21 protein-coding genes are annotated in these 25,008 nt (G+C 44.6%); 13 read left to right on the top strand and 8 right to left on the bottom strand.

The window, feature by feature from the left end; all coding sequences use genetic code 11:
* Positions 1-130 precede the first annotated feature (130 nt).
* The gene (gene uvrB / locus IQ270_RS07805; RefSeq protein WP_193972664.1) at positions 131-2,143 is read right to left on the bottom strand and encodes an excinuclease ABC subunit UvrB; all 2,013 of its coding nucleotides are present in this window, start codon (positions 2,141-2,143) and stop codon (positions 131-133) included.
* A 185-nt stretch (positions 2,144-2,328) separates the two neighbouring features.
* Between uvrB and IQ270_RS07800 the strand changes: the two genes are divergently transcribed.
* A complete protein-coding gene (locus tag IQ270_RS07800; RefSeq protein ID WP_193972663.1) occupies positions 2,329-2,859 on the top strand; it encodes a hypothetical protein in 531 nt (176 codons plus the stop codon).
* Positions 2,860-3,177: 318 nt separating this feature from the next.
* On the opposite strand, the gene urtA is transcribed toward IQ270_RS07800, so the two are convergent.
* A complete protein-coding gene (gene urtA, locus IQ270_RS07795) occupies positions 3,178-6,066 on the bottom strand; it encodes an urea ABC transporter substrate-binding protein (protein ID WP_193972662.1) in 2,889 nt (962 codons plus the stop codon).
* 493 nt (positions 6,067-6,559) lie between these two features.
* Here urtA and IQ270_RS07790 point away from each other — a divergent pair, with 493 nt between their 5' ends.
* From IQ270_RS07790 to IQ270_RS07765, 6 genes are all read left to right on the top strand, one after another.
* Positions 6,560-6,766 (top strand): hypothetical protein, encoded by a 207-nt coding sequence (locus tag IQ270_RS07790; protein WP_193972661.1) that lies wholly within the window; start codon positions 6,560-6,562, stop codon positions 6,764-6,766.
* A 490-nt stretch (positions 6,767-7,256) separates the two neighbouring features.
* The gene (locus IQ270_RS07785; protein WP_193972660.1) at positions 7,257-7,439 is read left to right on the top strand and encodes a CsbD family protein; all 183 of its coding nucleotides are present in this window, start codon (positions 7,257-7,259) and stop codon (positions 7,437-7,439) included.
* A gap of 77 nt (positions 7,440-7,516) precedes the next feature.
* Entirely contained in the window at positions 7,517-7,960 is a 444-nt protein-coding gene (locus IQ270_RS07780) for a hypothetical protein (protein ID WP_193972659.1), read from the top strand.
* Positions 7,961-8,076: 116 nt separating this feature from the next.
* Entirely contained in the window at positions 8,077-8,589 is a 513-nt protein-coding gene (locus IQ270_RS07775) for a hypothetical protein (RefSeq protein ID WP_193972658.1), read from the top strand.
* Positions 8,590-8,981: 392 nt separating this feature from the next.
* Complete coding sequence (locus IQ270_RS07770) at positions 8,982-9,764, top strand: DsbA family protein (protein WP_193972657.1); 783 nt, start codon at positions 8,982-8,984, stop codon at positions 9,762-9,764.
* A gap of 506 nt (positions 9,765-10,270) precedes the next feature.
* Positions 10,271-12,619, top strand: a complete 2,349-nt coding sequence (locus IQ270_RS07765) for a VIT domain-containing protein (protein WP_193972656.1) — start codon at positions 10,271-10,273, stop codon at positions 12,617-12,619.
* Positions 12,620-12,952: 333 nt separating this feature from the next.
* On the opposite strand, the gene rpe is transcribed toward IQ270_RS07765, so the two are convergent.
* Positions 12,953-13,654, bottom strand: a complete 702-nt coding sequence (gene rpe / locus IQ270_RS07760; protein WP_193972655.1) for a ribulose-phosphate 3-epimerase — start codon at positions 13,652-13,654, stop codon at positions 12,953-12,955.
* Positions 13,655-13,889: 235 nt separating this feature from the next.
* Here rpe and IQ270_RS07755 point away from each other — a divergent pair, with 235 nt between their 5' ends.
* The 3 genes from IQ270_RS07755 to IQ270_RS07745 all read left to right on the top strand — a co-directional run bounded on the left by IQ270_RS07755 (position 13,890) and on the right by IQ270_RS07745 (position 16,559).
* The gene (locus IQ270_RS07755) at positions 13,890-14,264 is read left to right on the top strand and encodes a hypothetical protein (protein WP_193972654.1); all 375 of its coding nucleotides are present in this window, start codon (positions 13,890-13,892) and stop codon (positions 14,262-14,264) included.
* Between the two features lie 104 nt (positions 14,265-14,368).
* Positions 14,369-15,784, top strand: coding sequence for an LCP family protein (locus IQ270_RS07750; protein WP_193972653.1), 1,416 nt, complete (start codon positions 14,369-14,371; stop codon positions 15,782-15,784).
* A gap of 346 nt (positions 15,785-16,130) precedes the next feature.
* Positions 16,131-16,559, top strand: a complete 429-nt coding sequence (locus IQ270_RS07745; RefSeq protein ID WP_193972652.1) for a YidH family protein — start codon at positions 16,131-16,133, stop codon at positions 16,557-16,559.
* Between the two features lie 154 nt (positions 16,560-16,713).
* On the opposite strand, the gene IQ270_RS07740 is transcribed toward IQ270_RS07745, so the two are convergent.
* The 5 genes from IQ270_RS07740 to IQ270_RS07720 form a co-directional block, all read right to left on the bottom strand.
* A complete protein-coding gene (locus tag IQ270_RS07740) occupies positions 16,714-17,136 on the bottom strand; it encodes a DUF2809 domain-containing protein (protein ID WP_193972651.1) in 423 nt (140 codons plus the stop codon).
* 128 nt (positions 17,137-17,264) lie between these two features.
* Entirely contained in the window at positions 17,265-18,167 is a 903-nt protein-coding gene (locus IQ270_RS30790; protein WP_228056148.1) for a hypothetical protein, read from the bottom strand.
* A 1-nt stretch (position 18,168) separates the two neighbouring features.
* The gene (locus tag IQ270_RS07730) at positions 18,169-19,443 is read right to left on the bottom strand and encodes a DUF3696 domain-containing protein (RefSeq protein ID WP_193972650.1); all 1,275 of its coding nucleotides are present in this window, start codon (positions 19,441-19,443) and stop codon (positions 18,169-18,171) included.
* 1 nt (position 19,444) lies between these two features.
* On the bottom strand, positions 19,445-20,560 hold the full coding sequence (locus tag IQ270_RS07725; protein WP_193972649.1) for a DUF262 domain-containing protein: 1,116 nt from the start codon (positions 20,558-20,560) through the stop codon (positions 19,445-19,447).
* 216 nt (positions 20,561-20,776) lie between these two features.
* Positions 20,777-21,682, bottom strand: a complete 906-nt coding sequence (locus IQ270_RS07720) for an alpha/beta fold hydrolase (protein ID WP_193972648.1) — start codon at positions 21,680-21,682, stop codon at positions 20,777-20,779.
* A 231-nt stretch (positions 21,683-21,913) separates the two neighbouring features.
* Between IQ270_RS07720 and speB the strand changes: the two genes are divergently transcribed.
* The 3 genes from speB (at position 21,914) to modA (ending at position 24,879) form a co-directional block, all read left to right on the top strand.
* On the top strand, positions 21,914-22,843 hold the full coding sequence (gene speB / locus IQ270_RS07715; protein ID WP_193972647.1) for an agmatinase: 930 nt from the start codon (positions 21,914-21,916) through the stop codon (positions 22,841-22,843).
* A 254-nt stretch (positions 22,844-23,097) separates the two neighbouring features.
* On the top strand, positions 23,098-23,655 hold the full coding sequence (locus IQ270_RS07710; protein WP_193972646.1) for a thioredoxin family protein: 558 nt from the start codon (positions 23,098-23,100) through the stop codon (positions 23,653-23,655).
* A 420-nt stretch (positions 23,656-24,075) separates the two neighbouring features.
* Entirely contained in the window at positions 24,076-24,879 is an 804-nt protein-coding gene (modA, locus tag IQ270_RS07705; protein ID WP_193972645.1) for a molybdate ABC transporter substrate-binding protein, read from the top strand.
* Positions 24,880-25,008 lie beyond the last annotated feature (129 nt).

Raw genomic sequence — 25,008 nt, 5'->3', positions numbered from 1 at the left:
GGGTGAAGAGTCATAATAAATTATTTAATATGGTGCGTGATTACACAATCATTCTGCCTATTTAGCGTGGCGATGTCTGAGGGGTAAAACCCCTCAGACATTCGCCAACAGTCTCTTTCAACCGCCGGGTTTAATGTCCCAATAGCTTATCCCGCAAATGCTTAATCCGATCGCGCAATTTACCCGCCTCCTCAAACTCCAACTTCTTCGCCGCCTCCTTCATCTGCGCTTCCAAGCGCTTAATCAACCCAGGAATCTCATCCAAAGATAACTCATCAACCTGTTCGTAAACCTCCTCTAACTGCTGAGAATTCAGCTTGCGCGACACGTCCAAAAATGCCAAAATCGCGTTAGCAGATCGCTTTTTCGCGATCGGCTGTGGCGTAATCCCGTGCATCTTATTGTACGCTAGCTGAATTCCCCGGCGGCGATCCGTTTCGTCGATCGCCTTAACCATACTATCAGTCAAATTATCCGCATACAAAATAGCCTGTCCCTGCACGTGGCGCGCCGCCCTTCCAATCGTTTGAATCAACGAACGTCCCGATCGCAAAAACCCCTCCTTATCCGCATCCAAAATCACCACCAGCGACACTTCCGGCAAATCCAAACCTTCCCGCAGCAAGTTAACACCAATCAACACATCAAACTTACCATCCTGCAAATCTTGGATAATTTCGATGCGTTGAATTGACTGAATTTCCGAGTGCAAATACCGCACTCTAATTCCCCTTTCCTGCAAATATTCGGTTAAATCTTCCGCCATCCGCTTTGTCAAAGTCGTCACCAAAACTCGCTCGTCCCGACTGACTCTCTCCTTAATTTCCCCCAACAAATCATCAATTTGTCCTTCCGTCGGGCGCACAAAAATAGTCGGATCGATTACTCCCGTAGGGCGAATTACTTGCTCCGCAACTCTGCCTTCCGATAGTTCCATTTCCCAATCCCCAGGCGTAGCAGAAACAAAAATGCACTGGTTCTCTTTTGCCCAGAATTCCTCAGCTTTCAAAGGGCGGTTATCGGCAGCACTGGGCAACCTAAAACCGTGTTCTATCAACACTTTTTTCCGCGCTTGATCGCCGTTGTACATCCCCCGAATTTGCGGGACAGTAACATGGGATTCATCTATTACCAACATCCAATCTTTCGGGAAATAATCAATCAAACATTCTGGGGGTTCCCCGGCATTTCTACCTGCTAAATGCCGCGAATAATTCTCAACTCCGTTGCAGTAACCTACCTCGCGCAGCATTTCCAAATCGTAGCGGGTGCGCTGTTCTATCCGCTGAGCTTCTAAGAGTTTTCCCTCTTTTTCAAATTCTATTAATCGGTCTTCTAATTCTAGTTCTATTCCTTGACAAGCAGCTTCTAATTTATCATCTGCCGTCACAAAGTGGCGGGCTGGATAAATATTTAAAGCGGTGGTACTGGCCATAATTTTACCAGTTACGGGGTCAACGTAGCGAATGGCATCGATTTGGTCGCCGAAGAATTCGACGCGAATTATTCTATCTTCGTAGGCCGGGCCGATTTCTACAACATCGCCTTTGACTCGAAATTTGCCTCTGCCTAAATCGATGTCGTTGCGGCTGTATTGGACGTTGACTAAATCTCGCAAAACTTGCCGCTGGTTGACTTCCATTCCTACTTGCAAAGGGATAGCAGCTTTTAGGTATTCGGCGGGCATTCCCAAACCGTAGATGCAGCTAATGGAAGCTACTACAATTACGTCGCGGCGTTCAAAGAGCGATCGCGTCGCCGAGTGTCGCAGCATATCTATCTCATCGTTAATTGCTGCGGTTTTTTCAATAAAAGTATCGCTAACGGCGATGTAGGCTTCAGGTTGGTAGTAGTCGTAATAACTGACAAAGTATTCGACTGCATTGTTCGGGAAAAAATTTCGTAGTTCGTTGCACAGTTGAGCCGCCAGGGTTTTGTTGTGTGCTAAAACTAAGGTGGGTCTGCCGATTTTTTCAATAACCGAGGCAATGGAGAAGGTTTTGCCCGTACCTGTCGCGCCGAGTAAGGTTTGAAATCGATCGCCCGCTTGGATGCCTTTGACGAGTTGCTCGATCGCTAGCGGTTGGTCGCCTGTGGGCTTGAATGGCGCTTGCAATTGAAAAGATGATGCCGCAGTTACCATAGGAAAATGTAGCTATTACCTATAAATCTTAACAAAAATGCAGACACGATCCAATTTCGTTAAGAAAATAGTTATAATTTATAATATTATTTTAATAATCGGCCGAAAGAGTAAAGTAGAAAGCCCCGAAAAGCAGTTTTCCGAATCCAGCAATCAAAAGTTCAAAAATTAGCGAGGAAAAAATTATGAGTCTCACCCCAAAAGATACGGCCAAAGCTAGCGGGCGTCGCGGCAAAGCCAGTTCCAAAGGCCAAGGCGCCGCAAATCAGAATCCCAAGGCATCTCAACTAATGTCGTTGAGCCTTCAAGACAAAAAAGCCGATGAAGCCAAATCTGCCGGCATCCAACTGTATCGACCGCAACTCATGCATGACAACCGCCCCGTCGGCCCAGACGATTTTACGATCAGCGATACAGTCTCGATTTCGGGGAACCGCCCGATCGGCACGAGTAGCCTGCACGTCAGCGAAACCTACGGCATTGTAGGCAATCGCCCGGTGGAATCCAGCGACTTGGAAGTAGTTGCTACAATTGGGAGACGCCCGATCGGCTCCAGCGCCATGCAAGTCAGCGAAATGTTCAGTATGTCCGGTGCGCGCCCAATTGGAGTAGGGACTCTGCACATTGACGAAGTTTACTCCACAATGGGAGGAAACCGCCCCATTGCTTCAAATGAAATTGACGATAGCTCGACCTTAATGGGTTTCTTAGATTAATTAGTCAGTTGACTGTTGACTGTTGACTGTTGTCAGTTGACTGTTAGCAGTAGTTATTAGTTGTAATAAGCTGTCGCACAATTAAATTGTATATTCAGGGCGGGCGGGACAACCCACTCATTGTCTAATTTTTTTTGATATGCAATTTAAATGCCGCAACAGCTTAGCGGTTCTAAAGTAAGTGAAGTACGCCACTATCAATTATTAATTACCACACGTACCTCATTAAACCAAGAAGTGCTATGGTTATTGCTTATTAGTAGCAGGTAACAAATAAGAAATAACAACAGTCAACAGTTAACAGTTAACAGTTAACCGTCAACAGTCAACTAACTTCTCGGAACGCTGATATTTACTCAACAAAGCAGCAAAGTGCTTGTAATCCAAAGGCTTCCTTAAATACTCCGCCGCTCCCAATTCCAAACCCTGAGTTTTGTCGTCCAAAAAAGTCAACATAATTACTGGAATATCGGCCAAATCCCGATCGGCTTTCAAGGCAGAAAGCACCGCCCAGCCGTCCATACTCGGCATCATCACGTCCAGAGTAATCGCATCCGGTAGCAAATCCTTAGCCAACTGAAGCCCCGCTTCACCGCTAGCCGACGAGCGCACCTGAAATCCCTGTTTCGACAAGCAACGAGTGATTAAATCCCGCGAGTCCGGATCGTCGTCAATCACCAGCACAGTAGCAGCATAGGGCAGTTGCAGCGGTTGCGGTTGCGGCAATTGCTTCGCCGTTTCCGACAAATCGCCATCGCCCTCAGCTTCTTTCTGGCTTTTAACCGCCACCGGCAACCGGATCGTAAAAGTAGAGCCGCATTCAAATTTGCTCTCCACCGTAATGTCCCCGCCCATCATCTGGCAAAACTTCCGGCTAATTGTCAGCCCCAAACCGGTACCGCCGTACCTGCGGGTAGTAGAATCATCCGCTTGAGAAAAAGCCCCGAACAGCCTCGACAACTGCTCCTCAGTCATCCCGATGCCAGTATCGGTGACTTGAAACACGATCGCAGGATTTGGACACCCAGAGTTCGCCTTCGAGAGTCCCTCGGAATTGTCATCCGGCAAAACTTCCCCTTCTTCCTTCCAAACATTAATCATAATTTTCCCTCGATCGGTAAACTTAGCAGCATTGCTCGCCAAATTCAACAGCGCTTGCCGCAGCTTCGAGGAATCAGAGTAAATCGTGCCAATATGGCGATCGCAATTCACCCTCAAAGTATTGCCATTTTTCCCCACCAGTGGTTGAACTGTAGTCACCACCTGCTCGAGCAAATTCGACACATCGAAAGTCTCCAGGAAAAGAGTCATCTTTCCGGCTTCAATTTTAGAAATATCCAGGATGTCGCTAATAATACTGAGCAACTGCTTGCCGGCGATATTAATGCTTGCCAAATCCATCACAAAATCTGCTTCGCCCAGTTCCTCAGCTTCTTCTTGCAGCAGCTCGCTGTAGCCGATAATCGCATTCAGGGGAGTCCGCAACTCGTGAGTCATATTTGCCAAAAATGTGCTTTTGGCCCGGTTGGCAGCTTCCGCAGCGTTCTTAGCAACTTCCAATTCGCGCGATCGTTCCTCTAGCTGCCTCTGCCGCACCTCCAAACCTTTGAGCAAACTGCTAATTTGCTGAGCCATTGTATTGAGAGTAGAAGAGAGCACCCCGATCGCATCATTAGACAGCACAGGCGATCGAGCCGTCAAATCACCGCTCGCCATCAGTTGGGCAGTTTCCCGGAGCAAGCCCAGATTCCGAATAATCGCCGACACCGACACACAAGCCACTATCCCCGCGATCGAACTCAAAACCAAAGCCCCCAGCAGCCAGTGCTGAGTGCGGCTCGCCACAAACAGAGTTTGCTCCACCAGCACCGCCATTGCCGCCTCAGAAACCCCCGCCGCCGGAGCCGAAGCAGCCTCGATTGCCAGCAAATAGTTCTTCATCTCCGCAGTCCCAATCCACCCGACACCCGCCGCCATCCAAGTTATCAGTACCAAGATCACAAACAGCCCGATCAAAGAAGCTCGAGTTCCCACAGAAATCCGCCTCGGAGCAAGTGCCGCCGCCCAAGGATAGCTTTTAAGAAAAGGATCTGGCCGCACCGGTGCACCCGAATTCCAAATCTCCTCAATTTGACCGTCCGACCTTACCTTACCAATCCGAACAGTTTTCCAGGTATGCTGCGTTTCGGCATCTATTTTTACCTTGCCCGAAGGCGCAGCCAACTCCATATTTTTAGCAGCCGCCCTGACTTTCACCGCATCTGTCGAACCAGCTTTTTCTACTGCTTGCTTCCACAGATAAACGCCAAAATAAGCCGCTTCGATCGGATCGTCCGTGACTCGGTTTTCCCCGTATCTAGCTTTATAAGCCTTAACAAATTTCCGATTTTCCGGTGTATCCACCGTTTGAAAATAGTTCCAAACCACCAAATGTCCGGCAATATTGGACGGCCCGATCGCCCGCACTTCCTCTTCTGCTATGCTCGCCGACATCACCGGCAAATCCTCTGGGTTCAAGCCACTTTCCCTCAGCTTTTGAAAAAAAGCCACATTGCTATCGCCGTTGAGAGTATTGAGAATCGCATCCGGTTTCACTGCTAAAATATCGGCGATCGCCTCATCCACTTCCATCGAACCCAGCGGCAGATACACTTCCCCCGCCAACTCTCCCCCGAGTGCCGCCAGTTGAGCTTTCACAATCCTATTTGCCGTTCTGGGAAAAATATAATCCGAACCCAACAGAAAAATTTTCCGCTTCCCCTGAGCCAGCAAGTAATTCACCCCAGGCACCATCTGTTGGTTCGGCGCAGCACCAGTATAAAAAATATTCGGACTCTGTTCTAGCCCTTCATACTGCACCGGATAAAACAGCAACCCGCCATATTGCTCAAAAGCCGGTAGTACAGCTTTCCGGCTCGCCGAAGTCCAACAGCCAAATACCACAGCCACCTGCGCTTCTTGGAGCAACTGCTTAGCTTTTTGAGCAAAAGTCTGCAAATCGCTGGCTCCATCTTCTATAACCACTTCCAAGGGGCGTCCGAGCACTCCTCCGGCCTCGTTAATTTCCTCAACAGCCAACAGCGTCGCGTCTTTGACAGAAATTTCGCTGATCGACATCGTACCTGTCAACGAATGCAAGATGCCGATTTCGATCGGCGCTCGAATCGGGCGGGCTGCTTGCTGAGGGTTAATGCTGCTTGCTCCCATAGGGTTTTAGACACTTTTTACTAACAACAGAAATTTTTGTTCGCTGCTGCGCGAAGTTAGCCTCAAGGCTAACTCTGGTTTAGCAGATTACTTGGCGCGATCGCCACAAAACTTCGGAATTACAGCACCCTGTTGATTTTAACCGTCAGCAGGAGCGAGCTTTAACAACTAACAACTGAACAATAGCTCCACTTCCCCCCAGCAAAATCCCCCCGATTTATCCGTGAGGATAAGCTCAATACCTCCCTGCGTGCCAATCGATCAGCAATTTCACCCACTCGCTATTCCCCAACCCCAATCTCCCTTCCAGCAGATTCAATTCTCCGCAATTTCACTGGCGATCGAACTCATAAATAAAAACTAAAAGCTATTCCCAACCCTAATCTCCCTTCAGGCAGATTCACGTCTCCGTGATTGCTCTTACGATCTATCTAAGGTTAAGTCTTAAGTACCCTTGTTAAAAATAAAATTTGCAAATAATTGGGTGAAAACAATGAATACTCAGCCAAACGCCACGAACACAGTCAGCGACACTCAAGTCACGCTACCGAAATCAAGAGAAAAACTGCTCGGCGAGGAAACAGAAAAAGCTCTCGGTCAGCAGAAACAAGAAAAGGCTGAAACTATGCGCGCTGTCGAACAGTTAAAAGAAGAACTTCAGCACAAAATAGATGTAGAATGTCACGATCAACCAGATTAAAACTAATACCATTTTTTTGAGGGTGCGAGTAAGATACGGTCTTACCCGCACCCGCTTTTTGAAAAAATCAGCAAATTCTGCCACCAGGAATGTCCGCGAGGTAACGGATGAAAATAAAAAGTCAAAAGTCAAGATAAACTTATCGAGTTAAATTTATTTTGATTTAAAAAATACAGTCCTGCACGAGTGGTCGTACACCGATTTTTGGTCAGCGAAACACTTCATTTGTTGCAGCTAGCAATTTAGGTAAAAAAACGGTTCCCCTGAAATTCGCAGTTTATTCTAGACTCAAAAATAACTATTCCTTATTCCCTATTCCCTATTCCCTATTCCCTATTCCCTATTCCCGCTCTACCTTAAATCCGTTACATTTCGTACACTGCGAGTACGCCAGACTTTATTCCTACAGGTAGAGTGCAACCGGGTTGCTGGTTCCCTATGATTAGTTTAAGTCGAGAATGTAAAACTCGATACAAATAAGGAGAAACCAATGAGCATTGAAGATAGAGCAAAGGCAACTGGCAAAAACATCGAAGGTGCTGCCCAAGAAGCCCTAGGCAATGTTACTGGCGACCCGAAGGATAAAGCTGAAGGCAAAGCCAAGCAGGCACAAGCTCAAGCAGGCCACGCGGTCGAAGATGTCAAAGATGAGATCAAAAAGAAATTAGACTGAGCCTAATACCAATTGAGAGGGTCTAGAAACCTGACCCTCTCAAATATTCAAAATGTATTGAGAACGGAGGAAAAAAAGTGAGTTTATTACACCAGAGTCGAAAAATAATTGCCGGCATACTATTGGTTTTTATGCTGGCGATTACTACTGCCTGCGCCCCCAGCGTTTCCGCCCAACAACCTACTAATGTACCTGTAGCAATTGGCGGCAGTCAGGGTTATTACGCGCAACTAGAACGGGGCAATACCGCCGCAGGTCAAGATTTTGGTCAATGGGTTACAAAGACGGCTAAGGGTCTGGTTCAGGATGCTTACGTGCGCGACAATAACAAACTGGGAGTTGTAATTACCCCGCAAGTGAACCCTAAAGAAGTTAAAGATTTGGCGAAATCTTTAGCCCAAGGTTTTCACCGCAATTTTCCAAACCAGGATGTAAGTGTTTTGGTTTACGCTCCTGACAAAAAACTGATTTTGACCGCTAAGTACGACCAGCAATCAAATCAAATTGAATACAAGTCTTGACCTGGTTAGAAAGCTTAAGTCAGAGCCGCGCAGCGGTTTAAGATACCGCAGTTTTTGGCAGGTCAAAGAATTTAAATTTGAGACGGAAATGTTGTGTAGATTGGAAAAGAATTACCATGAGTATCAGCGATAATTACAAAAGTCAAATCATGAGCGATTTGGCAAAGGGCGATAAAGAAATGATGCCGGAGACAACCGGTGAAGAGTACGAAAATTTTGACGATTTTGCTCAGAGAACTTCTCCGGATCAGCGCAAAAAATTATTTGGTCATTCTCTGAATCACGACTCCCTGCCGCCGGCGCAGTTGGAACCGGAATTGCAAAAGGCGATCGCCCAAATCAAGCCAAACGAACGGGACGACGTGGCACGGGAGTTCTTGAAGCAGTTGGACAAGAGAGGATTGAAAGATCGCCAGTTGGAAAAGCAACTAGGACTTTCTACCCACCACGCCAGTCGCATGAATGCTGACGATGTTACCAAACTGGCCTCGTTTACCTATCACAATCACCCGGATATTTTCCGAGAAGTGTTAGCAGAACAGCCTAGTTTGATGAAGTTTTTGGGCAATCCAGTGGTTGCTGGTATTTTGGGAATAGTTGCTGCTAAATGGCTCAACAGTCGCAAATAGTAGACAAAGGACTTCAGTCCTCACGATCAAACCTTTTTGGGTAATTGGGTTTGATCGTGAGGACTGAAGTCCTCAAAGTTTTATGAGGACTGAAGTCCTGAAAGTTTTATGAGGACTGAAGTCCTAACTACAAACCTTTTTGATTGCCGTTGTTTGACGGCAGATAATATTATACTAAATCCCGACGACGATTTAAGTCTTAATTATTGGGAGCTGAGCTGTCCGGGTAAGTAAAAACTATTGGCAATTACCGCAGGGCGAATTACCGATCGCCAATTACTAAATTATTGCTCAAATTTAAAAATAGCTGCACAGGCATCAACGGCGGTACACCTGACACTCCGCAAAATTGAATGTAGGATTAAGTGTTGCCTTGAATTAGAAAAAAAAAGATGAACTTATCCACTATTTGGCGAAAAGTCCGCAGCCAGCGAGCCTTCTGCTTCGCTGCACTGCTGGCAGGTTGCCTGGTATTTATCGGTTGTTCCCCCGCCCAGTCAGCGGCTGACAATTCAGTAGATCCCAAGTTTAAAGAGCAAGTCTTGCAGGTGATCCGCGAAAACCCCCAAGCAATTGTAGATTCGGTACAAGCGTACCAGCAACAGCAGCAGCAGTCCCTCAAAGCAGCGCAGGACTCTTTTTTGCAGGCTATGAAAACTAATCCCAAATCTTCGATCGGGGATTCTCCCACCACGGGTGCAGCTTCGCAGCAGATTGTACTTCTAGAATTCTCTGACTTTCAATGTCCGTTTTGCGCGAAGGCTCACGATACAGTCAAGCAGTTTATGGCAAAACACCAGGACAAAGTTACTTTAGCCTACAAACATTTTCCTTTGACTTCAATTCACCCTCAAGCGCTGCCAGCGGCTAAAGCAGCTTGGGCGGCCGGGCAGCAGGGCAAATTCTGGGAATATTATAGCGCTTTGTTTGAAGGGCAGAAAGACTTAGGGGAAGAATTTTACGGATCGATCGCCCAAAAGCTCAATCTAAAATTAGATAAGTTCAACACCGATCGCAACAGCCCCGCCGCTGAAACGGCTATTGCCAAAGACGTGCAACTGGCTAAACAACTTGGCATTGAAGGCACTCCGTTCTTTATCATGAACGGCCAAACTTTCTCCGGGGCTGTCGAGCTTTCTGAGATGGAAAGCATTCTCGCGAATGTCTCGAAATAATCGATCTCATTTCCGGTTGCATCGGAATTAATATTACCCGAAATCAGGACACTGCACCTGCGGTGTCCCTACAATTAATCTCAGTAGGGACAGGGCATTGCCGTCTCCTCTACATCGCAAAAAAGTGCAACCGGAGTTTGCAGAAACGCTGCGATTGAATTTGGCAAATGGGAATTATAGCAATCCTAAATCATTTTCAATAACTGGTTAAGAGGCTAAGAGCCTAGGAATCGATGTCACTCTTGAAGAGCCTCGCGAAAATTGAGGCAGAGCCTCGCCTATCTGCGTTACCAGGCAGAGCCTGGTAACGAGTAATCTAAAATCTAAAATCTAAAATCGAATGACTGGCAGTTTAAGTCGATCGCAACTGAGCATTACTTTTTGTATGATGTTATAATATAGCCTTTCTCGGAAAGATGAGGTACTATCCGGGATCGGGCATAGGGCATAGGACACACCTCACTTTTTTGATAACCGCTATATATCAGTGATGCAGGAACAACCTCATGACTACCTTGACATCTCCAACCACCGATCGCACCAGTGGATTGTACGTGCGTTCCCCCGAAGGAAAACAACTCGTTTTTCCCCTGAAACATACAGAAGTCAGAGCCAAAATAGCCGGAAATCTATCGCGAGTTGAAGTCTCGCAAAAATTTGAAAATCCTTTCACCAAGCCGCTGGAAGCCGTCTATATTTTTCCGCTACCGGCCGAAGCAGCGGTTGATGAGATGGAAATTAAAATCGGCAGTAACACTATTAAAGGCAGCATCAAAAAACGCGAAGAAGCCCAACGAATTTACCAACAAGCCAAACAAGAAGGGCGGACAGCGGGTTTGTTGGAACAAGAGCGAGATAATATTTTCACCCAATCCCTCGCCAACATCAAACCGGGAGAAGAAATCGAGGTTGTGATTCGCTATACAGACAGCTTGAAATTTCTAGCTGGCGATTACGAATTTGTGTTTCCGATGGTTGTCGGGCCGCGATATATTCCCGGTACGCCGCTGGATGAAACGGCAGCCGGCGGTAGTGCCCCAGCCCCAATGACAGTTAATTCGTCTACGGATATTGTTCCCGATGCGTCGCGGCTGAATGCCCCGATTTTGCCGCCGGGAAGGCGATCGGGACAGGATATCGGCGTGACGCTGGAAATTGAGGCGGGCGTACCGATTCGCAATGTCAATTCTCCATCCCACCAACTGCAAATTGAATATTTCGACTCTCCCCAAACTTCCCCAAACAGCGAGCAAAAGAATGGGCTGAAGGTGCGCGTTCAGTTGGGAAATACAGATACAATTCCCAACAAAGATTTGATTGTTCGCTATCAAATTTCTGGTCAAGAAACCCAATCGACGGTATTAACTGAATCGGACGATCGCGGCGGACATTTTGCAGTTTATTTAATTCCGGCGATCGAGTATAAAACCGATGAAATTGTTCCGAAAGATGTCGTTTTTTTAGTCGATACTTCTGGTTCGCAATCCGGTGCGCCTTTGCAGCAATGTCAGGCATTGTTGCGGCAATTTATTGACGGGCTGAATCCGCCGGATACTTTCTCGATTTTGGATTTTTCCAACGCCGTGCGGCAACTATCGCAACAACCCCTGCCAAATACAGCGGAGAATCGGCAACAGGCGATCGCATATATTAACAAACTCCACGCTAACGGTGGTACGGAAATGTTGGGCGGCATTCGGGCTGCGATCGATTTTCCCGCACCATCCGGGCGCTTGCGGACTGTGGTATTGCTTAGCGACGGTTACATCGGCAACGAAAACGAGATTTTCGCCGAAGTACAGCAGCATCTCAAACCGGGGAATCGCCTGTACAGTTTTGGTGCGGGGAGTTCCGTCAATCGTTTTTTGCTCGATCGCATTGCCGAAATTGGACGGGGGTTTTCCCGGATTGTCACCCACGACGAACCAGTTAATAAATTTGTGGAAAAGTTCTTCCGGCAAATCAACAATCCGGTGTTAATAAATCTAGAAATTACTTGGCAGGGAGAGGGCGAAAGTCCGGTAATTTATCCCTCAGTAGCGCCGGATTTGTTTGCCGAACAACCGCTGGTTTTATTTGGAAAAAAGGGCGATCGCCAAGCTGGAAAACTTCAGATAAAAGGGGTTAGTGCAGGCGGACACCAGTACATCCAAACCTACGAAATGAACTTTACCGAAACTGCTGGAAATCCGGCAGTTGCCCAGCTTTGGGGGCGGCACCGCATCAAAGATTTGATGAATCAAATGCTGCAGTACGAAACCAAGGTGGGGGTGGAAACAGTGACAGAAACGGCGCTAACCTATCAGCTTCTGTCGCAGTACACGGCTTTTGTGGCTGTCAGCGATGAGGTGCGCGTCGAACCGGGTGCGGAATCGATCGCGATGAATGTGCCAGTAGAAATGCCGGAAGCTGTGGAATATCAGGGTGTATTTGGTGGCCACACAGACTGGATGGAACAAAAACAAGAACGCGGCATCTCATTTAGTCGCCCACCTCAGCAGATGTATCCATTGCCCGCACGAGCCAGCGCCCCCAGCGCCCAGATCGCACCGTCGGCGCGCCCGCGCAGCACATCACCCGTAGAAGTTGTTAGCGTTACGGGGTTGGATGAAGAGGCGATCGACAGTTTAAACGAACACTTGGAAACTCTGACTGTCCCGCCCGGTATCAACGGCGAATTGGTGTTAGAAATTGTTTTCGATAAGGTGCGCGCCAGCCGAATAGTCGTGGATGCTGATGCTTCGACTGTGGCAGATGTGGAGTTGCTCAAAACAATTAAAAAATGGCTGTTTAGCTGGCGCATTCCTCACTTTATTGGGGATACAGTGCGCCTGACGTTGCGGGTGCGATCGTAAAACAGCCTGATATCAAGTTTGATCGATTACCATCATAAAAAAGGTTCGCAGCATCGGAATGCAAGTCCTTGGATTATAAGGACTTGCATTCCTCACTACAAATTCATCTGATTGCGATCGTTCGAGCCGACAGGATACGATCTCGATCGCCCACAAAAAAATGGAAGAATTTGCTCTTCCATTTTTTAATAGTGACTGTTCGTCCTGACTGCAAACCACTTTTTTTGTTAGACATCTCCCATAATTATCGTGAAACAGGCATCCTGCTCGTTCAAAATCCGCTTTGAGAGGAGAAGTCTATTGGTAACTTGACGGACGCGATCGCATTTTCAACTAAACAGCAGCCAACTCTGGAGTCGGGCGCTTGCTGTGGCGGATACCTTCGATCGCGCCTGCGTAATCCTTCGCCTTAAATACAGCAGAACCGGCGACGATCGCATTTGCGCCCGCTTCCAGAACCTGCCAAGTATTGTTCGTCTTCAAACCGCCATCCACCTCAATCCAAGGATCGAGGCCTCTCTCATCGCACATTTGGCGCAACTGGCGAATTTTTGGCAACATAGTCGGGATAAAACTTTGACCGCCAAAGCCCGGGTTGACGCTCATAATCAGCACCAAATCGCAAAGGTCCAGCACGTGTTCGATCAACTCTAGGGGTGTCGAAGGATTCAGCACCACACCAGCCTGCTTGCCCAATTCCCGAATTTGACCGAGAGTGCGGTGCAAGTGAGGCGAAGCATTGTGCTCGGCGTGAACCGAAATAATGTCAGCACCGGCCTTAGCAAAGTCTTCAACGTACTTCTCCGGCTCCACAATCATCAGGTGGACATCGATTATCTTGGTAGTAACCGGACGAATTGCTTCGACAATCATCGGCCCGATAGTAATATTAGGAACAAAGCGACCGTCCATCACATCTACGTGAATCCAGTCAGCCCCGGCTCGATCGACAGCTTGAATCTCTTCTCCGAGACGGCTAAAATCGGCTGATAATATTGATGGAGAAATAACGATCGGTTTTTGAGATTTGGTCATGGCTAAGTCTGTGTCTCCTGTCTGCGGTGCTGTATCCAGTTTATCAAACTACGGCTCTCCAGGTCGAAAAGTTGCTCGCGGGCGATCGTCCTCCGCGAAAAATTTTGCCTCTGACACACAAGTTTTGTGCAAAACCTGCCCTGCTGCGAATTTTGGTCTGCGATCTAAATTTTGTGCCTAACCAATAACTTTTGTGTAAAACTACACCTGCTGCTACAAATTTTGACGGCCAATTATGAAAAATACACATCCCTCAGACAATCCTGAACTCGATCGTGCAAGTCTGTTTATATTAACTATCCCAGTCATCGGCTTTTTCCCCGCGCTGTGGACTCTTTACCGCCGTCAGGGCAGCCCCGAACACAAAGCCGTCAGCCGCTTGGCAATTGCCCTTGCTATTAGTTGGCTTTTAGGACATATTCTTTTAGAAGCCGGCGCGATTTCTGCGGAAACTCCGGCACTTACCATGTTATTAATGAGTAGCCTGCTGACAACCAGTTATTTTATAGTTTGTCTGGGACTGATGGTTCGTCTCTGGAAACGTCAACCGCTATGGTTGCCCGGAATTAGCCGTGTAGCCGAGCAAGTGCTAGGCAAACATTTATCGTAATTTAGAGTGCTTTTGAACCCTTACCGTATTGATTGATTCGGTCTTCAGGTTGATACTACATATTGTCGCGATCTTTTTTATTTTTGTTGTGTGTGAGGAAGCCAGTGCCAGCTCAAAAAACTCCTAATCAAGACCCTATCGAAGAATTAACCGCTCAACCTTCAACCAAAAAATCGCACCAGCCGCATCGAGGCCGCTGGCTGGGTTTTGGTTTTGGTTTGGCAGGAGTAGCCATGCTCTCAGCCACAGCCGGAGCGCTGCTAGCCGTCTCCCTTTCCACAACGCCGCTTCAGCAACAAAAATTGACGGCCGAAGAAGCGGCGGTGTTTTCTCAAGGCGACATGGCAAAACTCAACATGAAGATGCCGGAGTTGACTCGCCCAGTTAATATTTTAGTTTTAGGACTTAAGGTTCTGAGTTCAGACCTCGACGGCAGTCCCGACAAGGAACAGGGATACGATGTCTGGCAAAACTCTTTCAAGGGGTTAACCGATACCATGCTGTTGGTTAGGTTCGACCCTCAAAATAAAAAGTTAAGCGTACTTTCCATTCCGCGAGACACCCGCACCTATGTTGAAGGTAGGGGTACCGTAAAAATCAATGAAGCTAATTATTACGGCGGTCCGGCTTCGTCAGCTAAGTCAGTCAGCGGACTCCTGGGAGGCGTGGGAATTGACCGCTATGTCACGGTCAATATTCAAGGCATCAAAAGCTTGGTAGATGCACTGGGTGGCATTACTATTAATGTGCCTAAAGACATGAAATATACCGATGAAAGCCAGCATTTATATATAGATTTAAAGGCTGGCACGCAGACTCTCAACGGCGAACAAATCGTACAATATTTGCTTTACAGGCACGACGATTTGGGCGATATCGGGCGGGTGCAGCGGCAACAATTGTTGATGCGGGCTTTTGTGGAACAGAAAGTAAATGTAGGTTTGCTGTCTCGACTGCCGAAGGTTTTGTCGGTGATTCAGTCTCACCTCGATACAAATTTGAGTATTGAGGAATTGGTGGCTTTGGCTGGTTTTGCTACTAAAACCGATCGCGCTAGCGTCCAAATGTTGATGGTTCCGGGCAAATTCAGCGATCCAAAGGACTATAAAGCCAGTTTTTGGTTGCCAGACCAAAATGGCATCGAAACTCTGGTGGCAGAGCATTTTGACTTCGGCCAAAATACTTGGACCATCGAGAATGCTGATGCGACTTTTCTGAAGGTAGCGGTTCAAGACAGTACGGGCGATCGATCGGCTGTTGAAGATTTTGTCAATACTCTAACTCGCGCCGGCTATCGGAATGTCCAGGTTTATAAAGATTGGCCAGAACCGCTCGAAGAGACCACGATTGTCGCTCAAGACGGCGATATTAAAGGTGCCCAAGCAATTCGCCAGTCTTTGGGTTTTGGAGATGTGCTGGTTGAGAGTACGGGTTCTTTACAGTCGGATGTGACAATCAGATTGGGTAAGGATTGGTTGGACAAAAAAACTCAGTATGACCGCGGGTTTAAGTCTTTTTAAACTGAAATGTTTAACCTGTGGCAAAAACCGGGTTTCTGACCGCAAAAACCGCATCACAACCTATATCTCTCGTTCAGAAACCCGGTTTTTAAGAGATTCCACACGAATGGTGCAAGATGTGAGTTTAAACAGGGTTTCAAATTCAGTATTTGTAGGACACAGCAGTGCTGTGTCCTGTTTTTTTTGTTTATAGAGATGGCTCCGATCGCTTTTTTGTCGATTTACTGATACTATATCTCTTGGTGACGACGAATCGCGATCGCAATACCGATACTTCCCTCCGCAACCAGAACTGACACAATAATCAACGAGGGAAACTTTAAGATATTTTATAAAGGTAGGGTGGATGAACAAGGGTGCTAAAATAGACCGACAGCGGGAACATCAGGCAAATGAACGCACATTTCTTGCATGGTTGCGAACTTCACTCGCTTTAATTGGTTTTGGGTTTGCAATCGCTCGGTTCAGTTTATTTCTGAGTCAATTTCAAGCTACAGTGACTAAGCAAGAAGTTTCCTCCCCTCCCTTCTTCAACTCCGAAAATTTAGGACTGAGTTTGGTTGTTTTTGGAATTGGGGTCATAGCCTTAGCAGCATGGCGTTACAATCGAGTTTTCTGGCAAATCGAGCGAGGTGATTATCGCCCAAATCCTGTACTTGTTTGGATTCTGACAGGAGTTGTGATGATTTTAGGAACGTTAAGCATTCCGTTGTTGCTGTGGCGAGATCGCGGAAATATAGCTCCCACTTCAACTCCTAAAAACTCTCAATTCTAAGTTAACCCGATCGCTGAGTTAAAGTCAAAACAACCGCAACCATATCATTAAGCTTTTGTGCATCTAGATTGTCTGTGGTGTTAGAGGAGCTGATGGGGAGAGCATTTGACTTTCGCTGTGGTCATGGAAATATACAATTTAAATGCAGTACAACTTACAAGCGGAAGCAAGTAGAATGAAGCCATCGCACCCACAACCAACCTAAAAAACTCCCCACAAAATAAGAGATAAAATCTGACCAAGTAAAGTGATTTCCCAAAATTAGCCTTCCGGGTAAAGTAGCTCGCATTGCTTGTAAAAACGGAGGTGTCCACAGTTGGAGAAACTCTACTCCGCAGGTAGCTAGACACACAGCTACAGCCGCCCTAATTTGCGAAAATCGCGGCAAGATCAGAACTACCAGCAAAATCCAAAATACCTCATAGGCTATGCTTCCAAAAAAGTCGTTGAACCATTCCGGTGCAGGGCCGCGAGAAAATCTCACTGCGTAACCTAAAGGGATAATCACGATTATACTGATGAGCAGGGCAATTCGATATTTTAAAAAACGGCGATCGGGAGAAATTGGGGAAGTCATTAAATTTGAGACTGGTTTTTTTGTTCACTTTAACGCTTTGGCTGTAGTAGGGATTCTACTAGCACAAGGAAGAAGGAAAATGCCATAGCGGGACTTAGACAAAAGTTATCTTGAAAATAGGCTCAAACTTAGTCGTCAAGGTCAATTAAGGTCTCTTCTTCTTTTTTCTTTCTGCGACTAGCAATGTCTAATAGTTTTTTTTTATCTTGTTTACACTCATCAATCTTGCCTTTTATATCAGCTTCTCCAACATGAGATTTATCTTTATTAAACACTTCTAAGTGAGCGGATTTCCCGAAATGTAAATTATCTACATACCAATATCGGTCTGTAGCTACTTCGCGGTAGATAGCTCTGCCATCATACCTGGATGAAGTTTTTTCAAATCTTTGTTTATCTCTTAGTATAGTTTGCTCATCTCTGGGAGGGTCATTAGAGAGTTCATCATATACTGAACAGCTTAAATTAAATGTATGTTCTAGCCAATCTTCAAGCGCAGATTTATTATCAAGACCATCTAATTCTATACAATTTACTTCATCATTATTTTTAACGATAGTAATTAAGCAACAATTAGTAATATGTGGATGAACAAGGTTAAAACTGGAATTGATAAAATTAATTAATAAATAGGTTGAACTACTGTTTTGTAATTTTCTCTCAGCTATTTCTGCTAATGAGGTATCATTTACAACATTGTACTGTCCATTAATCATCAAACAATCAAACGACTCTGTTGAAGAATGTACTTGTTCTTTACGCCATTCTTTAGGATTTAATTTATTAAATAAAACATTCTTGAAGGCTAGTTTAAGTGATTGATCTTTAATTTGATTTAAGCTTTGATTAAAATCAGAGCCTTTTACCGCTTCATAGTTGACAAATAATTTATTATCCTCATATATCTGTTTATCTTTAATTTTTTCATTAATAAAATCAAAAATAGCTTTAAAAGCTATTACTGCTTGTTTGAATTCGACATCATTAAGATACTGTCCCTCAAGGGATACTTCATTAATAAAAATTTCCATGTTAGATTCCAAAAAGACGTTCAAAATCTTTATCCATTTGGTCAAAAAATCCTTTAGGCCATTCTTCAATTCCTCCATTAGGTTGAACAGGAATTTGTACAACTGGTTGCTCTGAATTTAGCTGTAAGTATAATATATTTAAATTTTCATGGTCAATAATTTTATCAAGCACAGCTATTCGCAAGGCATTTAAAATATGATCGCTATGTGATTCAATAAAAACTTGTACGCCACAACTGCTAACCTTAGCTAGAAAGTGAGTTAGTCGCGATTGCGCTTTTGGGTGTAAATGCGCTTCTGGGTTTTCTACAATTAATATTTCACCTTTTCTAGCAATTAATCCTGAAACAATAATTGGCAAAATGCAATGGTATCCAAAGCCAACATTAGCTGGTTTATAACGATCTTTTGAAGCGTTAGTATTAAATAAAGGTTCTAAAATGTTACTTATTGATTGTGATATTTCTACTTTAGCTCCCTCAAAAACATAACTTAGCCATTCTTCTGTTTGATTAGATAATGTCTTTGCATTTTCTCCTCTGCACAACATATCATCAACTAAATCATTTCCTTTTCTATAAAGCAAATTTACGGTAAATTCGCCTTTTGTACCTACATTAGGAAACTTTTTCAAAGTGGACTTGAAATAAAATTCTTGTGGACCAATGCGATCCGCTGAAATGTAGTGCATATGACTAAAATTAAAAAAATCAGCTAAGAAATTAAAATGAAATTCCTCATCTTCTATTAAAATAGAATCATTAGGTATTAAATTATTTAATGAACAGTCGCCCAATATTTTTGATTCATTCTCAGTAGTTGAGTATTCATTAGTATTGTCTTTTTTTAAATACTTTCTCTGTACCGTAGTAACAGAATTGTCTAAATTAAATTTATTACACAAGTTGATCTCTCTGATTTCTGCCACCATATCATCATGTAAATTTTCCATTAATAAATATTCCATACATTTATGAATAACTTTATTGGGATGAACAATTTCATGGAAATAATATTTAAGTACAATGGGTTCATCTCTTGAGATACTACTATTCCTAACATCAACAAAATTACCCAGTCTTACACAACTTCCATTCAACAGAATTTGGGTTGTCACTTCACTATGCTCAATAGATTGTCGCATTAAAAGCAAAGCTTGTAAAAGAGTAGACTTACCACGCCCATTTATGCCTGTTAACAGGTTGATCTGTGTTAAAGGAAACTGTATTTCATCTTTAAAACACTTAAAGTTTTTTAACTCTATTTTAGTTAGCATTTTATACGTCTCCTAAAATATATTGTGCTAGTTTAAAGCGGGTAATAACTTTAGATTTGCTACTCGTGGAATACTTTATAGCGTCAAAGTATGCTGGATTTTCAAGCAATTTAATAAAGTTATCTTGAATAGACTTCTTGTGAGATTGTAAAAACTCATCACTCCTTGCGGAGAAAAAATAACACACAGATTCAAAAATTGCGATATTTATTCTTCCCCTATTTTGACCAGAGGGCAAACGAAAATTTTTAGTACCAAAAAAATCAAAAGTTAAATTCATTACTCGCTCAAAATCATTTTTTAATATATCTATGTCTCGATCATCCATTAAATTAATTTTTTTCATAGCTCTTTCTACAAAATCACTCATATCACCTTGATAATCGTTTTCATAATCAAAGAGTTTAAAAGCCAAGTAACGCAAAATAACTTCTCTATCCTTCATTCTTTTGGGTGAAACACCGTCGTCTATAGCCTTTATAAAATATTCTTTTTCTGATAACTGTTTTAGCAGCTTGGTTGACTTTCCTGAAAAAATACAGTTTCTAACTTCTTGACGTTCAAGTTTAGTTCCTCCTGTGTTAACTCTATTGAAAATATCATAGACAACTTTAACGGGAACAGAGGGCTTAATAAGATATATGTAAAGTTTTTTATCTTCAATCCTTGTTTCATAGTCACCTGGTAGTTCTTTAAGTTCTGAAAAGGTGTAGCCATTCAACCTAGTTAATGCTTCTAAACCACTTAATTTAAATTCATTCTTAACAAATTCATGTAAAGCTGTAGTCCGCTGTAGACCGTCTACAATAATTAGTTTTCCCTCTTTTGTTTGATTTAAATACCAGGGAGGAAGGGGGAAATTTAGGATAACAGATTCAATAAATTTACTTTTTTTGTCTAATTCCCAAACTACATTGCGTTGAAAATCTGGATCGATAATCAGCCTGCCATTGTCATATTTCCTCAATAACTCAAAAACAGTTTGAGGATCTTCTCTAATATCAATATCTGCTTCAGTTGGATCGTAAGGATACAATCCACCACTATCACCACTATCCTCTTCAGCAGTATCCTTATCTGTTTTGATGACATCATCTTGGAGTTCACTATCCGTCATTACTTGCTGCTTCTCCTAATATGTGTAACCTTGATGATTCCTCAATTCCACTAGCCTGTAATTTCTTAACGGGACTTAAACAAATTTTAAGCCCAAACCAAGCCAAAACTGGCTTTAATGGATTGTATCATGCTTAGCACTGATTTTTTGTTTAAGTCCCGACTTATTCATAAAGTCGGGTATCGGGGTCTTCTATTTTTTTACAAATAAAATGCACTAATTTTCTGCAAATGCCGATCGCCCTTTAATCCAATCGAGTAAAATAGGATTGACCAATTCCGGCGCTTCATCCTGCGGACAATGGCCTACTCCCTCCAAAGGAATAAACTTTTCAACAGCCGGAAACTTTGCCAATTCTCGCCCGAGGGCGATCGGCTCCCAAGGGTCATTTGCGCCCCAAACAATCAAAGCCGGACAGCTCAAACGAGGCAACAAATCCTCCGGTAGAGGCCCTTGAGAATAGCTGATAAAAGCTACAAATACATCGACTGCGCCACTATCTCGCGCTGGTTTTAACAAGATTTCTACAAGTTCATCGGTGACAGCTTCGGGACGGTGATAGGCTTGCAAAAGCACTTTTTTGACTGTTTTTGGCGTTGCTAATTGTTTGAAAAATAATTGACTTATCCACTTGACATTTAAAATCTTTTGTGCGATTGGCGCTCCAAAACTGCGATACCAAGGCATTTCGGCGCGTTTGCGATCGTGCAGCAAACGCAGGGAACAATTGAGTAAAATTACACCAGAAGCAATATCGGGAAAATCAACAGCGGCTTGCATAATTGCTACGCAGCCGATCGAATTTCCCACCAAAAAAGCCGGCCCGCCCGCAACTTCCCGACAAAAATCAGCAATCAACTGTCCCCAAGTCTCAAAAGTATAATCAATCTCAAGCTTCGGCGCAGGCTTAGCAGAAGCACCAAAACCGATAAGATCGATCGCAAAACAACGACAATCAGCAGCCAACACCGGTAAATTCTGGCGCCAGTGGCCCGAAGACGCTCCGAAACCGTGGACAAACACCACAGCCCGACCCTGGGAACCCGCAGCCTGGTAACAAATCGGAAAACCTTTCCACATCCAGGTTTGAGGCGCAAGAGCAGTTAAGGTAGAAGAAGTCATATAGGTAAAAAAGTGAAAATTTAAGAGTTGGAAGGACTAAAGTCCTTACTACAAACCGTATCGCAATTCGAGGCGAACACTAGGACATAAGTCGCAAACCTTCCTTCCCTCCTCCCTCTGCGCCCTCTGCGCCCTCTGCGGTTAAATCCTCTTCCTTCTTCCTTTGCAGTTAGAGCCGATATTATGCCACCATTAAAGATGCTGCATTTTTTGCCTTATTGAAAATTCCCTATGCCAACAATCATCTCAACTTCTGTCGTACCGTTTCTCGGTTCCGAAATTGTACCCGACTACCAAACAGCCAAAGTAGTTATTTTACCAATTCCCTACGAAGCCACCACCACCTATCGGCGGGGATGCGAAAACGGGCCAGCCAAGCTTCTAGAAGCTTCTCATCAACTGGAGTGCTACGACGAAGAACTAGATTCGGAAGTTTGCTACGATGTCGGCATATATACCGCGTTGCCGATCGCCGACACCCGCAACAGCCAACGGGTTTCCTCCTCAGAAATGCTGCAAGTCACACAAGAAACCGTACAGCAGCTAATTGCCCAACAGAAATTTGTCATCTCTCTCGGAGGCGAACACAGCATCACCGCCGGGATTGTCGAAGGCTACCGCCAAGGATACCCCGATGAACCCTTCACAGTCGTGCAAATCGATGCCCACGGCGACTTGCGGCACGAATACGAAGGCTCGATCCACAACCACGCCTGCGTGATGCGGCGTATTGTTGATATGGGCTTGCCGACACTGCAAATCGGGATTCGCGCTATCTGCAAGGAGGAAGCAGATTTGATTAAAGCAAAACAGCTAAATGTGATTAGAGCTCGGGAAATTGCTACTCAACCGGATTGGGCCGATCGCGCAATTGCTAGCATAACAACTAAGCGAGTATTTTTGACGATCGACTTAGACGGCATCGATCCGACTTTAATTCCAGGGGTTGGCACACCGGAACCGGGCGGGTTAAATTGGTATTCGCTCACCGGATTTTTGCGGCGCGTCTTCGAGTCCTGCGAAGTAATCGGGTGTGACATTATGGAATTAGCACCTGTTGTAGATTCTGTCGTCTCAGAATTTACCGCCGCTAAATTAACATACAAGCTTATTGGATATCAAGCTGTGAGTCGAGGTTGGCTAAAGCAAGACGAGGAATAAATCGCGAATTACGAGTCTAAATAAGCTTTTGCCAAGGCTAGAATTAAAGTCAAGAAAAAAACCGCCAATTTTATAGGGTTCATCTCATTTTTGTAGTCTAGCATTTTTTAGTGCGGTCGTCTCCGTTCGCTTGATGAAAGCTTTTCTGTGTGAAGACAAAACTCAAAAAGCAAAAATAAGATGCTCTCATTTTATTGGCGCTCTCGTCTTCGATATTTCACCCTCGCAAATACTGCCCTTAACCACCTGAAAACATGAGTTCAATAATCGAAACAACCGGTACTCCAATTAACGGCTACGCTCCCGATTTTGAACTGCCGGGAGTTGACCAAGAAGTTCACCATTTAGCTCGCTATTTAGAAAAATTTCGGGCGATTGGGGTAGTATTTATGTGCAATCATTGCCCTTACGTACATTTGTATCTCGATCGACTGAAAAAACTGCAAGCAGATTTTGACGATAGAGCTGTTACGTTAATCGGGATTAATGCTAATGATTGCAACCAGCATCCAGACGACAGTTTTGAAAAAATGAAAATTTTTGCGGCAGACAATCAACTCAACTTCCCGTACATCCGAGATGTTGCTCAAGATGTGGCCCAAAGTTTTGGGGCTTCTAAAACGCCGGAGGTTTTTTTGTTAGACAAAGATGGCAGATTGCGCTATAGAGGTTTAATTGACGACAATGCTGACGATGCAGCAGCAGTGCAGGTTTCTTATTTGCAAAGTGCGATCGACCAATTGCTCAAAGACGAACCGGTAGAGCCTTCCATTACAGAGGCGATCGGTTGTTCTGTCAAGTGGCGATTGTAGTCATTAGTCAGTAGTCAGTAGTCATTAGTTAGTAGTTAGTAGTCATCTCCAACAAATAATCTCGCTCTCCCCTAGGGCGTGTTTTCAAACCTAGAATTGGCTTAAATTGTATGTTGGGTTGAAGAACTAAACCCAACATTTTTATTATATTTGTTTGGCGGAGCGAAACCGAGGGTGCGCTATGCTTAACCAAACCTGCGGAAGAGTTGGAAAAGACTCCATAGCCGCCCTTAATAAGGGGGAACCGGAGAATTCAAAACCCCCCTTATTAAGGGCGGCTAGGGCGATCGAGACTTCGATACAAATAAAAGAGACAAAGGGTTTCAGTCTTCAGTTGACACAAATTAATTGCTCAACTTACTCCTCTGCTTTGCGATACCCAAGTCTCGATCGCCCTGTGCAAAATTAGAACATAGCCCTATGGAAAGAAAACGCATTCTCAACTTGATTCTAGTAGCCGTCGCGACGCTGGTACTGCTGATTAATTTGTGGAACTTATTTCAGAGTTTTTCCCCAGCTACAGCGCAGCAGCGCACGTCTTTAACCGTATCCGCCGCCATCAGTCTCTCGCCCGCCTTAACAGAAATCAAGACTGTTTATGAAGGCAGCAATCCCAATACTACTATTATTTATAATTTCGGTGCTTCCGGTGCTCTAGAGCGACAAATTCAGCAAGGAGCTCCCGTAGATGTATTTTTCAGCGCCGCCACTAAACAAATGGATGCTTTGCAGCAAGCTAATCTGCTTGTTAACCAGACTCGCCACAATTTGCTGACAAATCGCCTGGTTTTGATTAGTCCTAAAAGTGGCGCAGTCTTGACAAATTTTAAACAGTTAACAGATGCCAAAATTCAGAAAATTGCGATCGGCGAACCAAAAAGTGTTCCGGCGGGAAAATACGCTCAAGAAATGCTAACTAAACTTGGGTTGTGGCCGCAACTCCAGCCAAAATTAGTGTTGGGAAATAATGTCCGCCAAGTGCTGACATTTGTCGAAACTGGTAACGTTGATGCTGGTATAGTTTACACTACAGATGCCAAAGCATCGGACAAAGTAACAGTGCGACTAACAGCGGCAGAAAACTTGCACTCACCCATTGTTTATCCCCTAGCAATTATCAAAAACAGCCGCAATCCCGCTGCCGCCAAAGCCTTTGTGCAGTTTTTGGCGGGCGATCGCGCTAAAATAGTATTTATGAAATACGGATTTGGCATAGTTCGTTAATTAGTCGTAAAAATTGTAGATATTCAGAAATTTTTCTTTTCTTTCTTCTCTTCCTTCGTGTCCTAGCGCTGACGCGCGGCGAAAGCCTAAAGCGTCTTCGCGGTTCGTTAAAAAAAAATCTAATTCACA

The sequence above is a fragment of the Microcoleus sp. LEGE 07076 genome (assembly GCF_015207455.1).
GTDB lineage: Bacteria > Cyanobacteriota > Cyanobacteriia > Cyanobacteriales > Microcoleaceae > Microcoleus.
Note: the sequence above shows the minus strand (reverse complement) of the source record. Positions and strands in the feature narration are given on the sequence as shown.

What these genes read in the sequence shown, in the direction of transcription:
- uvrB (WP_193972664.1), bottom strand. Translation starts at nt 2,143, where the DNA reads ATGGTAACTGCGGCATCATCTTTTCAATTGCAAGCGCCATTCAAGCCC.
- IQ270_RS07800 (WP_193972663.1), top strand. Translation starts at nt 2,329, where the DNA reads ATGAGTCTCACCCCAAAAGATACGGCCAAAGCTAGCGGGCGTCGCGGC.
- urtA (WP_193972662.1), bottom strand. Translation starts at nt 6,066, where the DNA reads ATGGGAGCAAGCAGCATTAACCCTCAGCAAGCAGCCCGCCCGATTCGA.
- IQ270_RS07790 (WP_193972661.1), top strand. Translation starts at nt 6,560, where the DNA reads ATGAATACTCAGCCAAACGCCACGAACACAGTCAGCGACACTCAAGTC.
- IQ270_RS07785 (WP_193972660.1), top strand. Translation starts at nt 7,257, where the DNA reads ATGAGCATTGAAGATAGAGCAAAGGCAACTGGCAAAAACATCGAAGGT.
- IQ270_RS07775 (WP_193972658.1), top strand. Translation starts at nt 8,077, where the DNA reads ATGAGTATCAGCGATAATTACAAAAGTCAAATCATGAGCGATTTGGCA.
- IQ270_RS07770 (WP_193972657.1), top strand. Translation starts at nt 8,982, where the DNA reads ATGAACTTATCCACTATTTGGCGAAAAGTCCGCAGCCAGCGAGCCTTC.
- IQ270_RS07765 (WP_193972656.1), top strand. Translation starts at nt 10,271, where the DNA reads ATGACTACCTTGACATCTCCAACCACCGATCGCACCAGTGGATTGTAC.
- rpe (WP_193972655.1), bottom strand. Translation starts at nt 13,654, where the DNA reads ATGACCAAATCTCAAAAACCGATCGTTATTTCTCCATCAATATTATCA.
- IQ270_RS07755 (WP_193972654.1), top strand. Translation starts at nt 13,890, where the DNA reads ATGAAAAATACACATCCCTCAGACAATCCTGAACTCGATCGTGCAAGT.
- IQ270_RS07745 (WP_193972652.1), top strand. Translation starts at nt 16,131, where the DNA reads ATGAACAAGGGTGCTAAAATAGACCGACAGCGGGAACATCAGGCAAAT.
- IQ270_RS07740 (WP_193972651.1), bottom strand. Translation starts at nt 17,136, where the DNA reads ATGACTTCCCCAATTTCTCCCGATCGCCGTTTTTTAAAATATCGAATT.
- IQ270_RS30790 (WP_228056148.1), bottom strand. Translation starts at nt 18,167, where the DNA reads ATGGAAATTTTTATTAATGAAGTATCCCTTGAGGGACAGTATCTTAAT.
- IQ270_RS07730 (WP_193972650.1), bottom strand. Translation starts at nt 19,443, where the DNA reads ATGCTAACTAAAATAGAGTTAAAAAACTTTAAGTGTTTTAAAGATGAA.
- IQ270_RS07725 (WP_193972649.1), bottom strand. Translation starts at nt 20,560, where the DNA reads ATGACGGATAGTGAACTCCAAGATGATGTCATCAAAACAGATAAGGAT.
- IQ270_RS07720 (WP_193972648.1), bottom strand. Translation starts at nt 21,682, where the DNA reads ATGACTTCTTCTACCTTAACTGCTCTTGCGCCTCAAACCTGGATGTGG.
- speB (WP_193972647.1), top strand. Translation starts at nt 21,914, where the DNA reads ATGCCAACAATCATCTCAACTTCTGTCGTACCGTTTCTCGGTTCCGAA.
- IQ270_RS07710 (WP_193972646.1), top strand. Translation starts at nt 23,098, where the DNA reads ATGAGTTCAATAATCGAAACAACCGGTACTCCAATTAACGGCTACGCT.
- modA (WP_193972645.1), top strand. Translation starts at nt 24,076, where the DNA reads ATGGAAAGAAAACGCATTCTCAACTTGATTCTAGTAGCCGTCGCGACG.